Source organism: Lentzea albida (genome assembly GCF_900111005.1).
GTDB classification, from domain to species: domain Bacteria; phylum Actinomycetota; class Actinomycetes; order Mycobacteriales; family Pseudonocardiaceae; genus Lentzea; species Lentzea albida.
The window spans coordinates 95,849-109,248 of sequence record NZ_FOFV01000005.1; the positions used below are offsets into that span (position 1 = coordinate 95,849).

Annotated in this window: 16 protein-coding genes; 3 read left to right on the forward strand and 13 right to left on the reverse strand. The window is 71.9% G+C overall.

The window, feature by feature from the left end:
• Positions 1-118: 118 nt before the first annotated feature.
• Positions 119-898 (reverse strand): helix-turn-helix transcriptional regulator, encoded by a 780-nt coding sequence (locus BMY74_RS14990; protein WP_089916033.1) that lies wholly within the window; start codon positions 896-898, stop codon positions 119-121.
• 66 nt (positions 899-964) lie between these two features.
• Here BMY74_RS14990 and BMY74_RS14995 point away from each other — a divergent pair, with 66 nt between their 5' ends.
• On the forward strand, positions 965-1,666 hold the full coding sequence (locus tag BMY74_RS14995; protein WP_089916035.1) for an SDR family oxidoreductase: 702 nt from the start codon (positions 965-967) through the stop codon (positions 1,664-1,666).
• On the opposite strand, the gene BMY74_RS15000 is transcribed toward BMY74_RS14995, so the two are convergent.
• On the reverse strand, positions 1,604-2,221 hold the full coding sequence (locus BMY74_RS15000; protein ID WP_245786132.1) for a TetR/AcrR family transcriptional regulator: 618 nt from the start codon (positions 2,219-2,221) through the stop codon (positions 1,604-1,606). The genes BMY74_RS14995 and BMY74_RS15000 overlap by 63 nt on opposite strands.
• A gap of 65 nt (positions 2,222-2,286) precedes the next feature.
• Between BMY74_RS15000 and BMY74_RS15005 the strand changes: the two genes are divergently transcribed.
• Positions 2,287-3,159 (forward strand): DMT family transporter, encoded by an 873-nt coding sequence (locus tag BMY74_RS15005; protein WP_089916043.1) that lies wholly within the window; start codon positions 2,287-2,289, stop codon positions 3,157-3,159.
• Here the strand turns inward: BMY74_RS15005 and BMY74_RS15010 are convergent.
• From BMY74_RS15010 to paaA, 11 genes are read right to left on the reverse strand one after another with little or no spacing between them, the layout of a single operon-like run.
• Entirely contained in the window at positions 3,139-3,753 is a 615-nt protein-coding gene (locus BMY74_RS15010) for a TetR/AcrR family transcriptional regulator (RefSeq protein ID WP_089916048.1), read from the reverse strand. The genes BMY74_RS15005 and BMY74_RS15010 overlap by 21 nt on opposite strands.
• Positions 3,754-3,778: 25 nt before the next feature.
• Positions 3,779-4,516 (reverse strand): enoyl-CoA hydratase/isomerase family protein, encoded by a 738-nt coding sequence (locus tag BMY74_RS15015; protein ID WP_089916052.1) that lies wholly within the window; start codon positions 4,514-4,516, stop codon positions 3,779-3,781.
• On the reverse strand, positions 4,516-4,890 hold the full coding sequence (gene paaI / locus BMY74_RS15020) for a hydroxyphenylacetyl-CoA thioesterase PaaI (RefSeq protein WP_089916875.1): 375 nt from the start codon (positions 4,888-4,890) through the stop codon (positions 4,516-4,518). Before paaI ends, BMY74_RS15015 begins: the two co-directional genes overlap by 1 nt.
• 23 nt (positions 4,891-4,913) lie before the next feature.
• Positions 4,914-5,735, reverse strand: a complete 822-nt coding sequence (locus BMY74_RS15025) for a 3-hydroxyacyl-CoA dehydrogenase family protein (protein WP_089916055.1) — start codon at positions 5,733-5,735, stop codon at positions 4,914-4,916.
• Positions 5,732-6,469, reverse strand: coding sequence for an enoyl-CoA hydratase/isomerase family protein (locus tag BMY74_RS15030; RefSeq protein WP_089916058.1), 738 nt, complete (start codon positions 6,467-6,469; stop codon positions 5,732-5,734). The genes BMY74_RS15025 and BMY74_RS15030 overlap by 4 nt, the downstream gene beginning before the upstream one ends.
• Complete coding sequence (locus BMY74_RS15035) at positions 6,466-7,632, reverse strand: thiolase family protein (RefSeq protein ID WP_089916060.1); 1,167 nt, start codon at positions 7,630-7,632, stop codon at positions 6,466-6,468. The genes BMY74_RS15030 and BMY74_RS15035 overlap by 4 nt, the downstream gene beginning before the upstream one ends.
• Positions 7,633-7,648: 16 nt before the next feature.
• Positions 7,649-8,698: a 1,2-phenylacetyl-CoA epoxidase subunit PaaE gene (gene paaE / locus BMY74_RS15040; protein ID WP_089916063.1), complete on the reverse strand. Its 1,050-nt coding sequence runs from the start codon at positions 8,696-8,698 to the stop codon at positions 7,649-7,651.
• A 1-nt stretch (position 8,699) separates the two neighbouring features.
• Positions 8,700-9,185, reverse strand: a complete 486-nt coding sequence (gene paaD / locus BMY74_RS15045) for a 1,2-phenylacetyl-CoA epoxidase subunit PaaD (protein WP_089916879.1) — start codon at positions 9,183-9,185, stop codon at positions 8,700-8,702.
• Positions 9,186-9,232: 47 nt separating this feature from the next.
• Positions 9,233-10,060, reverse strand: a complete 828-nt coding sequence (gene paaC, locus BMY74_RS15050) for a 1,2-phenylacetyl-CoA epoxidase subunit PaaC (protein WP_089916066.1) — start codon at positions 10,058-10,060, stop codon at positions 9,233-9,235.
• A gap of 7 nt (positions 10,061-10,067) precedes the next feature.
• Positions 10,068-10,349, reverse strand: coding sequence for a 1,2-phenylacetyl-CoA epoxidase subunit PaaB (gene paaB / locus BMY74_RS15055; RefSeq protein ID WP_089916069.1), 282 nt, complete (start codon positions 10,347-10,349; stop codon positions 10,068-10,070).
• Complete coding sequence (gene paaA / locus BMY74_RS15060; RefSeq protein ID WP_089916072.1) at positions 10,346-11,269, reverse strand: 1,2-phenylacetyl-CoA epoxidase subunit PaaA; 924 nt, start codon at positions 11,267-11,269, stop codon at positions 10,346-10,348. Before paaA ends, paaB begins: the two co-directional genes overlap by 4 nt.
• A 95-nt stretch (positions 11,270-11,364) precedes the next feature.
• On the opposite strand from paaA, the gene paaZ reads away from it, so the two are divergent.
• Positions 11,365-13,392: a phenylacetic acid degradation bifunctional protein PaaZ gene (paaZ, locus tag BMY74_RS15065; RefSeq protein WP_089916074.1), complete on the forward strand. Its 2,028-nt coding sequence runs from the start codon at positions 11,365-11,367 to the stop codon at positions 13,390-13,392.
• The last annotated feature ends 8 nt before the right edge of the window (positions 13,393-13,400 follow it).

Here is a 13,400-nt window from a genome sequence, read left to right on the forward strand (position 1 = left end):
CAGCCGTGTCAGGCGAGCCCGGTCACGCGAGCCGGACACGCGAGCCGGGTCGGGCGGGCCGGGTCGAGCGAGCCCGGTCAAGCGAGCCCGGTCAGGTCGGCCGGTCCCGCCAGCCAGCTCACGCCAGCCGGCTCAGCGCCCGCGACGACGGCGATCCGGGATCGGCCGTGATCAGGACGACCTCCTGGTCGTCCTCCGGCACGAGCAGGACGTCGCAGTTCAGGTGCAGCGTGCCCGCCTCCGGGTGCCGGACGGTCTTGGTGCGGTGGCCCGGGGCGTGCACGGGCCGCGTCCGCCAGATCCGCCGGAACTCCTCGCTGCCCGCGTGCAGGTCGGTGAGCAGGGCGGTCAGCCGCGCGTCGTGCGGGTAGCGGTCGGCGGCGCGGCGCAGGCGAGCGACCACGACGTGCCCGAACTCCTCGGCACTGGTGCTCTCGTACGAGCGTCCCTCGCCGAGGAAGCGCCGCCGTGCGAGGTTCGTGCCGCCGTCGAGGCCGAGCAGTGCCTCGGCCAGCGGGGTGCGGGCGACCACGTCGTACGCCGCGTCCGTGACGATTGCGGCGGTTCCGGGCAGGCGCTCGAGCATCGCGGCCACGTGCGGGCGGACGGTGCGCGGCGCGTTCCTGGCGGGTGGCGCCAGTGCTCCCGCCAGGCGGAACAGGTGGCTGCGCTCGGCACGGGTGAGATCGAACGCCCGGGACAGCCCCTCCAGGATCGTGGGCGACGGGCGCGGGCCCCGCGCCTGTTCCAGGCGCGTGTAGTAGTCGACCGACATGTGCGCGAGCGCCGCCACCTCCTCGCGGCGCAGCCCCGGCGTGCGGCGATCGGCGCCCGTCTCCGGCGGGCGCAGGGCGTTGCGGCGGTCCCGCAGGAAGCGGGCCAGTTCCTGCCTCGGCATGCCACCTCCTCCGACTGGTACAGGTTATCCCTGGCAGCGCTCCCCGCCGAGCGGGACGGTGGTGGCATGAACGATCGCACCGCCCTGGTCACCGGCGCCAACAAGGGCATCGGCAAGCACATCGCCCGGCTGCTCGTCGCCGAGGGCTTCACCGTCCACATCGGATCGCGCGACCCCGGACGCGGACGGCTGGCCGCCGAGGAGGTCGGCGGACTCCCCCTGGTCCTCGACGTGACCGACCACGACAGCATCACCCGCGCGGCGTCCCAGGTGGACGGGCTGGACGTGCTGGTCAACAACGCCGGGATCTCGCCGTCGCTCGCACCGCCCGCGGACACCGGGCTCGACGAGTTGCGGAACACGTTCGAGACCAACGTGTTCGGGGTGGTGGCGGTGACGAACGCCTTCCTGCCCGCCCTGCGCCGGTCGCCGCACCCGCGGATCGTGAACGTCTCCAGCGGCACGTCGTCGCTGGTCTGGAGCACGAACCCGAACCCGCAGTTCCCGCACGGCAACGGCAATGGGGCCGCCTACCGCTCCTCCAAGGCCGCGTTGAACGCCCTGACCGTCTTCTACGCCCAGACCCTGACCGGCTTCAAGGTCAACGCGCTGGCCCCCGGTCTGCGGGCGACCGACCTGAACGCGCGCGCCGCGACCGGCGGTGACCCGGCCGAGGCCGCAGCGGGAGCCGTCCGCCTCGCCCTGCTACCCGAGGACGGACCCACCGGGGGCTTCTTCTCCTGGGACGGCACGGCCGTGCCCTGGTGAGGCCGCGAGAAGCGCCGCCGCCTGGTCCCTGGCGTGCCCGATGGCGTCCGGGAACGTGCCGAAGCCGTTGGCCACCAACGCGCCCTCGTGCAGCAGCAGGAGGGTCTGCCCCATCCGGTCCGCGTCCGGTGTGACGTCCCGGACCAGGTCGGTGAACAGGGCGAGCATCCACTCCTTCTGCCCGATGATGATCGGGTGCGCGGGGTGGGAGGTGTCGCTGATCTCCGCGTGGGCGTTGACCATGCCGCAGCCCTTGGGGCTGTGCTGCGCCGCCCACGCGCGGGACGCGTCGAAGACGGCCAGCACGCGGGGACCCTCGGCGGCGTCGAGGTACCCGTCCAGGAACACCCGCCAGCGTTCGTCGCGGTCGGCCAGGTACTCGACGACGATCTGCTCCTTCGAGCCGAACCGGTCGTAGAGCGTCTTCTTGGTGACCCCGGCCTCGGCGGCGATCAGATCCACACCCACGGCGTGGATCCCGTGCTCGTAGAACAGCCTTCCGGCGGCCTCCAGGGCGCGGGAGGCCGCGGGCGTCATCGTGATCCGTCGTACCACCCCACCAGTATACCGATCTGTATAGTCACTCGGGTATACAGATCGGTATAGAGGAGGTGTGGTGGGTGAACTTCCTGCTCTCGGCGGCCTTCGTGCTCTGCTGGAGTTCCGGGTTCATCGGGGCCAAGCTGGGGGCGGGGAGCGCTTCCGCCGTCACGGTCCTGATGTGGCGCTTCCTGCCGCTCGCGGTCGTCCTGGTGGTCTTCGTCGTGGTCAGGAAGGCGTGGCGGGGCCTCGCACCGCGGGACCTGGGCAGGCAGGCGCTGATCGGGGTGCTGTCGCAGAGCGGCTACCTGCTCACCGTCTACCACGCGATCCAGCTCGGGGTCTCGAGCGGCACGACGGCACTGATCGACGGGGTCCAGCCGCTGGTCGCGGGCGCGCTGGCCGGACCGCTGCTGCACCAGTACGTCTCGCGCCGGCAGTGGCTCGGCCTGTGCCTGGGCGTGGCCGGCGTCGTGATCGTCACCGGGGCCGACGCGGCGGCGAGTTCCGGGGTGGCGTGGTGGGCCTACCTCATCCCGTTCCTCGGCATGTTGTCGCTGGTGGCGGCCACGTTCCTGGAGGGCCGATCACGGACGGAGGTGGCGCCCTCGGTGGCGATGACCACGCACTGCCTGACGAGTGCCGTCGTCTTCACCGCGCTCGCCGTGGGCACCGGCACCGCCGTCCCGCCCGCCGAGCCCGCGTTCTGGGGTGCGATCGCCTGGCTCGTGGTGCTGCCGACGTTCGGCGGGTACGGGCTCTACTGGATCATCCTGCGGCGTTCCGGGGTCACCCACGTGAACACGCTGATGTTCCTCATGGCTCCGGTCACGGCCGTGTGGGGAGCTTTGATGTTCGGTGAGCACTTCGGCGTTCAGACCGCCGTGGGCCTCGCGCTCGGCCTGGTGGCCGTGGTCGTCGTTCAGCGCCAATCAGTTCCCGCGCACGCGTAGGCCGTCGAACGCCACCGTGGCCACCATGTCCGCGAGGTCGGCGGCGCTGAGACCGCCCTGCGGCCGATACCACTCGATCACCGAGTTGACCATGCCGAACAGCAGCCTGGTGGTCGTCGCGGGGTTGATGTCGGGACGCAGGTCGCCCTCGGCCGCCGCGTCGGCCACCAGCGCCGTGACGATCTGGTCGAACTCGCGGCGGCGGGCCAGCGCCTCGCGCTCGGTCTCGCTGTTGCCGCGCACCCGCAGGAGCAGCGTCACGAACGGCAGCTGCTCGACCAGCACCGTGACGCTGCCGCGGACGAGGTGCTCGAGGCGCTCGACCGCCCGGCCGCCCACGGTGTCGAGCTTGGTCACCTCGGCGAACAGGCCGTCGAGCGCGCGGTCGACGGCCAGGCGCAGGAGGGCCTCCTTGCCGGAGACGTGGTGGTAGATGGCGGACTTCGTGACGCCCAGCCGGTTCGCCAGGTCCTGGATGCTGGTGCCGTCGTAGCCGCGCTCGTAGAACAGCTCGGCGGCGGCCTTGAGCAGCGTCTCCAGGTCGTAGCCCGGGCGGCCGCGGCGCCTCGTCCCGCCGTTCTCCGTCGTGGTCATGCCGTGCAGTCTCCCAGTGCCGCGCTCACCGGGCGTGGAAGACCGGCGTCTCCTTGGCCAGGAACGCCTCCACCGCGCCCCGGTGGTCCTCGGTCACCCCGAGCCGCGCCTGCGCCGCACCCTCGGCCGCGAGCACCTGCTCCCACGCGAAGGCGTTGGCGCGCTTGACCTCGGCGTACGCGAGGGTCGGGCCGGTGGCGAGCCGCTCGGCCAGCTCCAGTGCGGCGGGCAGCACCTCGGCCTGCTCCACGAGCCTGCCCGCGACGCCCCACTCGACGGCCTGCTCGGCGCTGAACGGTTCGGCGAGCAGGACCAGTTCGGAGGCGCGGGCCGAGCCGACCGCGCGGGCAAGTGACGCCGACAGGCCCGAGTCGCAGGTCAGGCCGATGCCCGTGAACGCCGTGCCGAAGCGGGCGGTGCGCGAGATGACCCGGAGGTCGCACGCCAGCGCGAAACCCAGGCCGGCGCCCACGCAGGTGCCGTTGACCGCGGCGACGACCGGTTTCGGCATGGTGGCGAGCAGGGTGACGATCGGGTTGTAGTGCTCGTCGATGGTGGCGAACGCCGTCGTGGGGTCGTGCCGCAACGCCTCGGCGTGCTCGGCCAGGTCCTGGCCGACGCAGAACGCCTTGCCGGTGCCGGTGAGCACCACGGCGCGCACCGACGGGTCGGCGGCGGCCGCGGCGAGCTCGTCGCGCAGCGCGTTCTTCGCCTCCAGGGTCAGGCTCGGACGGCTCAGCGTCACCGTCGCCACCGCGCTCATCAGGACGTCTCCTTCACCGTGCGGCTCCGGCCGCGGAACTCGGCGATCACCGTGTCGCCGCGCCTCACCGTGACGTCGTAGATGCCGGAACGGCCGCGCAGCACCACTTCCCGCGCCTCCGCGACCAGCACGTCACCGAGGCGTGCCGGTTCGAGGAAGTCGATCTGGAAGCCGGACGCGACGGTCACGCCGCCGTGGCTGTTGCACGCCACCGCGAACGTGCTGTCGGCCAGCGTGGCGATCAGGCCGCCGTGGCAGATGTCCCAGCCGTTGACCATGTCCTCGCGCACGCGCATCGAGACGCGGGCCGAACCGGGGCCGACGTCCTCGATCTCCATGCCGAGCGCCTTGCTCGCGGCGTCGGTCGCCCACATGGCGTCGGCGTGCCGGCGTGCACTCACCACTCGTAGAACCCCTCTCCGGTCTTGCGGCCGAGCTTCCCCGCCGCGACCTTGTCCCGCAACAGCCGTGGCGGGGCGAAGCGCGGGCCGAGTTCGCGTTCGAGGTGTTCGGCGATGGCGAGGCGCACGTCGAGGCCGACGATGTCGGTCGTGCGCAGCGGTCCCACCGGATGCCGGTAGCCGAGGACCATGGCGCTGTCGATGTCCTCGGCCGAGGCGACGCCCTCCTCCACCATCCGCATGGCCTCCAGCGCGATGGCGACGCCCAGGCGGCTGCTCGCGAAGCCGGGTGAGTCCCGCACGGTGATCGCGTGCTTGCCGAGGCCGCGCACCCATTCCTGCGCCCGCGCGACCAGGTCGGCGGAGGTCCGCTCCCCCACCACGACCTCGACGAGGTCGCTCGCCGGCACCGGGTTGAAGAAGTGCAGTCCGATGAGGACGGACGGGTCGGGCAGGACACCGGCCAGCACGTCGATCGACAACGAGCTGGTGTTGGTGCCGATCACGGCGTCCGGCGCGGACCGCGTGATGGTCGCGAGCACGGAGTGCTTCAGGTCGACCAGTTCCGGGACGGCCTCGACCACCAGCGGCACCCCGGCGAGCACCGCCGGGTCGGTGACCACGGTGACGGTGCCGGGGACCTCGACGCCCTTCTCGGCGGCCTTGGCGAGGCTCTTCTCCACACGGGCGCGGGCGGCGTCCGCGGCGGCCTCGGTCTCGACGACCGTCACCGCGCTCCCGGCCACCGCGAACGCGTGGGCGATGCCCGCGCCCATGCGGCCGCCGCCGTACACACCGACAGTTGCGGGAACGGTCATCGGGACTCCTTGCGGCGGTCGAGGAACGCGGTCATGCGGTCGGTCTTGTCCCGGGTCTCGAACAGGACGGCCTGGGCGAGGTCGTCGACGAACGGGTGCGCCTCGCGCGGCGCGTGGAAGACGGACTTGGTCAGGCGCAACGCCAGTGGCGCCTGCTTGAGGACCCGGTCGGCCAACCGGTGTCCCGCGGCCTCCAGGTCGTCCGCCACCTCGTTGAGCAGCCGGACGTCCAGCGCCTCCTGGGCGGTCAGGACACGGCCGGCGAGCAGGATCTCCTTGGCCAGCGGCTCGCCCACCAGCTCGCGCAGCCGCCAGCAACCCCCTGCGGCGGCGAGGATGCCGAGGCCCGGCTCGGGGTTGCCGATCTTCGTGGTGGGCGTGCCGATGCGGAAGTCGCAGGCGTACGCCAGTTCGGCGCCACCGCCCAGCGCGTAGCCGTCGACCAGCGCGATGACCGGCATCGGCAGCCGGTGCACGCGGTCGAAGACACCGGAGTTGATGCCCTGCAACGCGTCGTCGCGGCGCCGCTCGCGCAGCTGTGCGATGTCCGCGCCCGCCGCGAACGTCCCGCCTTCGCCGATGATCAACGCGAGCCGGGGGTGGCGTTCGAGCTCGGCGCAGGCCTCGTGCAGCGCCTGGACCATCGGCAGGTCGATCGCGTTGCGGACGTCCGGGCGGTTGAGCCGGAGCACGACCCGGTCGTCGTGCTCCTCCACCAGCAACGGCCCCGTCACACGCGCTCCAGCAGCAGGGCCGAGCCCTGGCCGACACCGACGCACATGGTCGCGAGACCGCGGCGGGCACCCGCGCGTTCGAGGCGGCCCAGCAACGTGACGGCGAGCCGCGTGCCCGAGCAGCCCAGCGGGTGGCCCAGCGCGATGGCGCCGCCCTCGGCGTTGACGACCTCCTCGTCGAGCCCGAGGTCCCGCACGCACGCAAGCGATTGCGACGCGAACGCCTCGTTCAGCTCGACCGCGTCGAGGTCGTCGACGGACCACCCGGCGCGCTCCAAAGCCTTGCGCGTGGCCGGAACCGGTCCGATGCCCATGATCTCCGGAGCGACCCCGGCGTTCGCACCGGCTACGAGCCGCGCCCTCGGCTGCAGGCCGTGGGCGGCCGCGTACCGCTCGCTCACCACGACCACGGCCGCCGCGCCGTCGTTGAGGGAGCTGGAGTTGCCCGCGGTGATCACGCCGCCGGGCCCGTGGATCGGCCGCAGTCCGGCGAGCTGCTCCAGGCTGGTGTCCGGACGCGGGCCCTCGTCCTCGGTGACCTCGCCGACCGCCACGATCTCGGCGGCGAACCGGCCGTTCTTGCGCGCGTCGACGGCCCGCTGGTGCGAGCGGTAGGCGAAGGCGTCCAGCTCCTCGCGGGTCAGGTTCCACCGCTGCGCCACGCGTTCGGCGGTCTGCGGCATGGACAGCGTCGTGTCGGCGTCGAAGGCCGGGTTGGTGAACCGCCAGCCGATCGAGGTGTCGAACGAGGCACCGGGCCGCGCCCAGGCCTTGCCGGGCTTCTCCGTCACCCACGGCGCGCGGGTCATCGACTCCACACCGCCGGCGATCACCACGTCCGCGTCCCCGGCGGCGATCATCTGCCGTGCCGTGGTGATGGCGGTGAGTCCCGAGGCGCACAGGCGGTTGACGGTGAAGCCGGGCACGGAGTCCGGCAGCCCGGCCAGCAGACCGGCCATGCGCGCGACGTTGCGGTTGTCCTCACCGGCCTGGTTGGCCGCGCCGAACACGATCTCGTCCACATCGGACGGATCGATGCCGGTGCGCTCGACGACGGTGCGCACGACCAGTGCGGCGAGGTCGTCGGGACGGGTCCTGGCGAGCGCGCCGCCGAACCGGCCGATCGGCGTGCGGACGCCGTCGAGGAGGAAGGCCTCGGTCACGAACTGCTCCTGGCTCTCAGGCGTCGAAGTCGACGGTCACGGTGTCGCTGACGGGGAACGTCTGGCACGTCAGCACGAAGTCCTGGGCGACCTCGCCGGGGTCGAGGGCGTAGTTGCGGACCATGTCGGCCTCGCCGTCGCAGATCTTGGCCCGGCACGTGCCGCACACACCGCCCTTGCAGGCGAACGGCAGGTCGCCGCGCACCAGCTGCGCGGAGTCGAGGATGGTGGCGTCGCGGCGCATCGGCGTGGTCGTCTTGCGCCCGTCGAGCACGACGGTGACCTCGCTCGTGTCGCCCTCGACGACGTTCTCCGCGTGGCGCAGGGCCGGCGGCGGTTCGTCCACGTAGAACAGTTCGAAGTGGACTCGTTCAGCGGGGACGCCCAGCTCGGCGAGCACCGCGCGGGCGTCGGTGAGCATCTCGAACGGCCCGCAGAGCCACACGTGGTCCATCGCGGCGACCGGCACCAGCACCGTGAGCAGCTGCCGCAACCGGTCCGCGTCGAGCCGCCCGGAGAACAGCTCGACGTCCCGGGGTTCGCGGGACAGCACGTGCACCAGGTCGAACCGGCTGGTGTGCGCGTTCTTCAGGTCCGACAGCTCTTCGGCGAACATCACGGTGTTCGTGGTCCTGTTGCCGTACAACAGGGTCACGCGCGCGTCCGGGTTGGCCAGCACCGACGACGCGATCGACAGCATCGGCGTGATGCCCGACCCGGCGGCGATGCACAGGTGACGGCCACCGGCGGCGGGGTCCGCGCGGAAGCTGCCCGAAGGCGCCTGCACCTCGACGGCGTCACCCGGCCGCACGTCCCGCACCAGCCACTGCGAGAACAGCCCGCCGGGGATCTCGCGCACGCCGATCCGCGGCGCCTGCCCGACCGGCGCGCAGATCGAGTAGGTGCGGCGGTGTTCCACGCCGTCCACGACCTTGCGCAGGGTGAGCGACTGCCCGGCCGCGAACGCGAAGACGTCCCGCAGGTCGTCCGGCACGGCGAACGTGATGGCCGCGGCGTCGTCGGTCACCCGGTCGACCGCGGACACGGCCAGCGAGTGGAACGCCATGTCAGATCTCCTTCACGTGGTCGAACGGCTCCAGGCACGCGCGGCAGCGGTACAGCGCCTTGCACGCGGTCGAGCCGAACTCCGAGGTCAGCTCCACGTCCGCGGAAGCGCAGAGCGGGCACCGGATCGCGCGGCGCGCGGGCTTGAGCGCGAGCAGCACCGGGCCCTCGCGGCGGGCCGGTCCCGGCGGGGAGATCCCGGCCTCGGTGAGCGCCGCCCGGCCGCGTTCGCTGATCCAGTCCGAGGTCCAGGCGGGGCTCAGCGCGACGCGCACCCGGACGTCGGCGAACCCCTCGCGGTGCAGGGCGTGCACGAGGTCGTCGCGCATGGTCGCCATCGCCGGGCAGCCGGAGTAGGTCGGGGTGATGTCGACGACGACGGTGCCGTCCGTGAGTGCGACGTCGCGCAGGACGCCGAGGTCGGCGAGGGTGAGCATGGGCAGTTCGGGGTCGACGACGGTCTCGGCGACCTCGCGCGCCCGAGCCAGCTCGGAGGCGAGGGCGGCCGCGCCCTCCCCGGTCTTCGTCAGCACCGTCACCACAGCCCCCTGGGGTGCGCCCGCGCCACGCTCTGCATGTCGGCCAGCAGGTCGGTCAGCGCCGCGGTGTGCCCACCTTCGCGTCCACCGTCCTCCGCCGGCGGCACCTCGGGCCGTTCCACCCGAGCCGCCGCGAACACCTGCTCCAGCACGACGTCGACCTCCGCCGGCACGTCCAGCGCGGACCACCAGGGCCACAACGCGTCCACCGCCGTCAGCACCCGCCGCCGCGACTCCTCGGTCCCCCTGGCCAGCGTCACGAACCAGCGCGCCGAGAAGTCCCGGTGGTACGACAGCTCTTTGCGCCCCTTGGCCGCGACAGCCGCCAGCACGGTGTCGGCGTGCGTGACCAGCTGCTCGAACACCTCCAGCCGCCACGTGCTGAACAGCAGCAGCCGCGTGACGGTCTCCGCGAAGTCGCCGTTCGGCAGCTCCGCCAGCACGACGTTGCGGAACTGCCCGGCGTCGCGGAAGAAGGCGAGCGCGTCCTCCGCGGGCACCGGCGAGTCCTCCGGCAGCACCGGCACGAGCGACGGGTCGGCGGCCGCGGCGCGGGCGAGCAACAGCCGCGCCTGGCCGAGGAGGTCGAGCGCGATGTTGGACAGCGCGATGTCCTCCTCCAGGTCGGGGGCGCGGCTGCACCACTCCGAAAGCCGTTGGGAGAGAACGAGGGCGTCGTCGCCGAGCATCAGGCAGCAGCGGGCGAGCCCCGCCGCGTCCACGCCCTCCGGCACGGTGGTGTCCACGCCGGCCAGCGGGTCCTCGAAACCGGTGCCGAACGCCCAGTGGGCGTCGTTCACCAGCAGATCGGCATCGTTGATCATCAAGGCCTCACATGTGCGGGACGTGCTCGGGGATGTCGTAGAACGTCGGGTGCCGGTAGACCTTGTCGCCGCTCGGGGCGAACAGCGGGTCCTTCTCGTCCGGTGACGACGCGGTGATCGCGTCGGCGCGCACGACCCAGATCGACACGCCCTCGTTGCGGCGGGTGTAGACGTCCCGCGCGTGCATCAGGGCGAGCTTGTCGTCCGGCGCGTGCAGCGACCCGACGTGCACGTGGTTGAGGCCGCGCTTGCTCCGCACGAACACCTCGTAGAGCGGCCACTCACTCACAGCTCTTCCTCCAGTCGAGCGAACGCCACGGCTGCCCCGCGCACCCACGCACCGTCGTCGTGCGCCTTGCGCCGGTGCTCGAGCCGCTCGGCGTTGCACGGCCCGTCTCCCTTGACCACGGCCCAGAACTCGTCCCAGTCGGGCTGGCCGAAGTCGTACGACCCGCGCTCGGCGTTCCACTTCAGGTCCGGGTCGGGCAGCGTCACGCCGAGCGCCTCCGCCTGCGGCACGGACATGTCGACGAACTTCTGGCGCAGGTCGTCGTTGGTGTCGCGCTTGATGCCCCACGCCATCGACTGCGCGGTGTTGGGCGAGGCGTCGTCGGGCGGGCCGAACATCATCAGCGCGGGCCACCAGAACCGGTTCACCGACTCCTGCACCATCGCGCGCTGCTCGTCGGTGCCGCGCATCATCGTCATCAGCAGCTCGTAGCCCTGCCGCTGGTGGAACGACTCCTCCTTGCAGATGCGGATCATCGCGCGGCCGTACGGGCCGAAGGAGGTGCGGCACAGCGGGACCTGGTTGCAGATCGCGGCGCCGTCGACGAGCCAGCCGATCGTGCCGACGTCGGCGTAGGACGGCGTCGGGTAGTTGAAGATCGACGAGTACTTCTGCTTGCCGGCCAGCAGCTTGTCCGTGAGCTCGCGGCGTGACGTGCCGAGCGTCTCGGCCGCCGAGTACAGGTAGAGCCCGTGGCCCGCCTCGTCCTGGACCTTCGCCAGCAGGATCGCCTTGCGCCGCAACGAGGGCGCGCACGAGATCCAGGCGCCCTCCGGCTGCATCCCGATGATCTCCGAGTGCGCGTGCTGCGCGATCTGCCTGACCAGCGTCTTGCGGTAGGCGTCGGGCATCCAGTCCCGCGGCTCGACCCGGTCGCCCCGCTGGATCGTCGCCTCGAAGTACTCCGCGAGCTCCGTCATCAAGCAGCTCCTCAACGATTTACTGACCGAACGGTCTGTTATACAGTGGCACACGAGAGCCGCGAAGTGCAACAGTCAGCGAAGGGACCCGCACAGTGACCGCACTGTTGGAGAGCTACGCCGCCGGCCGGTGGTTCCGCGCCCGGGCCGAGGGAGAACCGCTGCTCGACGCGGTCACCGGTGAAGAGGTCGCGCGGTTGTCGAGCGAGGGCCTCGACCTGCGCCAGATGACCGACCACGCCCGGCGCGTCGGTGGCCCGGCGATCCGCGAGCTGACGTTCCACCAGCGCGCCCTGCTCATCAAGGAGCTCGCCAAGCACCTCAGCGCCGACAAGGACTCGCTGTACGAGCTCTCGTACCGCACGGGTGCGACCAAGCGCGACTCGATGGTCGACATCGACGGCGGGTTCGGCACGCTGTTCAGCTTCGCCAGCAAGGGTGTGCGCGAGCTGCCGAACGACATCGTGGTGCTGGACGGCGGCCTGGAACGCCTCGGCCGTGAGGGCACGTTCCTCGGCCAGCACATCTACACCTCACGCCCCGGCGTGGCGGTGCAGATCAACGCGTTCAACTTCCCCGTGTGGGGCATGCTGGAGAAGCTCGCGCCCGCGTTCCTCGCCGGTCTGCCGAGCATCGTGAAGCCCGCGTCGCAGACCTCGTACCTGACCGAGGCCGTGGTCCGGCGGATCATCTCCTCCGGCATCCTCCCCGAGGGCTCGCTGCAGCTGCTGTCCGGCAGCCCGCGCGGTCTGCTCGACGTGCTCGACGAGCAGGACTCGGTGGCGTTCACCGGTTCCGCGCACACCGCCGGGATCCTGCGCAACCACCCGAACGTCCAGCACGGCGGCGTGCGCCTGCAGGTCGAGGCGGACTCGCTGAACTGCTCGATCCTCGGCCCCGACGTGCGGCCGGAGGACCCCGAGTTCGACCTGTTCGTCAAGGGTGTCGTCGCCGAGATGACCGTCAAGGCGGGCCAGAAGTGCACGGCGATCCGGCGCGCGATCGTGCCGGAGCAGATCGCCGGCGAGGTGACCGACGCGATCGCCGCGCGCCTGGCGAAGATCACCGTCGGCAACCCGGCCGACGAGAGCGTGCGGATGGGCGCGCTGGCGTCGCTCGGGCAGCGCGACGAGGTCCGCAAGGCCGTCGAGTCGCTGCGCAACTCCGCCGAGATCGTCTTCGGCGACCCGAACGACGTGCAGCTCGTCGACGCGGACGCCGAGCGCGGCGCGTTCCTCTCCCCCGTGCTGCTGCGCGCCCGCGCGGACGCCACCGAACCGCACGACGTCGAGCCGTTCGGCCCGGTCAGCACCGTGATCACCTACCGCACCACCGCGGAGGCCGTCGAACTCGCCGCCCGCGGCAAGGGCAGCCTGGTGGGCTCGGTCGTCACGCACGACCCCGCCGTCGCCCGCCAGGTCGTGCTGGGCGTCGCGCCGTGGCACGGCCGGATCCTGGTGCTGGACCGCGACGACGCCAAGGAGTCGACCGGGCACGGGTCCCCCCTGCCGATGCTCGTGCACGGCGGTCCCGGCCGTGCCGGTGGCGGTGAGGAGCTGGGTGGCGTGCGCGGCGTGCTGCACCACATGCAGCGCACCGCGATCCAGGCGTCGCCGGACATGCTCACCGCGATCACCGGCCGCTGGACCACCGGGTCGCAGCGCCTGGCCGACGACGTGCACCCGTTCCGCAAGTCGTTGGCGGAGTTGAAGATCGGTGACTTCGTCGAGTCGGGCACGCGGCAGGTCACGCTCGCCGACATCGACCACTTCGCGGAGTTCACCGGCGACACGTTCTACGCCCACACCGATCCCGAGGCGGCGGCCGCGAACCCGTTGTTCGGCGGGATCGTCGCGCACGGCTACCTGGTGGTGTCTCTCGCGGCCGGGCTGTTCGTGGAGCCCAACCCCGGTCCGGTGCTCGCGAACTTCGGCGTGGACGGCCTGCGGTTCCTGACGCCGGTGAAGGCGGGCGACACGATCTCGGTGACGTTGACGGTCAAGCAGATCACGCCGCGGTCCAACGCCGAGTACGGCGAGGTGCGGTGGGACGCCGTGGTGACGAACCAGGACGGGGACCCGGTCGCCACCTACGACGTCCTCACGCTGGTGGCCAAGAACTAGAACGGGAG

What these genes read in the sequence shown, in the direction of transcription:
- paaI (WP_089916875.1), bottom strand. Translation starts at nt 4,890, where the DNA reads ATGTGGGCGACCGACGCCGCGAGCAAGGCGCTCGGCATGGAGATCGAG.
- BMY74_RS15015 (WP_089916052.1), bottom strand. Translation starts at nt 4,516, where the DNA reads ATGAGCGCGGTGGCGACGGTGACGCTGAGCCGTCCGAGCCTGACCCTG.
- BMY74_RS15010 (WP_089916048.1), bottom strand. Translation starts at nt 3,753, where the DNA reads ATGACCACGACGGAGAACGGCGGGACGAGGCGCCGCGGCCGCCCGGGC.
- BMY74_RS14990 (WP_089916033.1), bottom strand. Translation starts at nt 898, where the DNA reads ATGCCGAGGCAGGAACTGGCCCGCTTCCTGCGGGACCGCCGCAACGCC.
- paaE (WP_089916063.1), bottom strand. Translation starts at nt 8,698, where the DNA reads ATGGCGTTCCACTCGCTGGCCGTGTCCGCGGTCGACCGGGTGACCGAC.
- BMY74_RS15025 (WP_089916055.1), bottom strand. Translation starts at nt 5,735, where the DNA reads ATGACCGTTCCCGCAACTGTCGGTGTGTACGGCGGCGGCCGCATGGGC.
- BMY74_RS14995 (WP_089916035.1), top strand. Translation starts at nt 965, where the DNA reads ATGAACGATCGCACCGCCCTGGTCACCGGCGCCAACAAGGGCATCGGC.
- paaC (WP_089916066.1), bottom strand. Translation starts at nt 10,060, where the DNA reads ATGATCAACGATGCCGATCTGCTGGTGAACGACGCCCACTGGGCGTTC.
- paaA (WP_089916072.1), bottom strand. Translation starts at nt 11,269, where the DNA reads ATGACGGAGCTCGCGGAGTACTTCGAGGCGACGATCCAGCGGGGCGAC.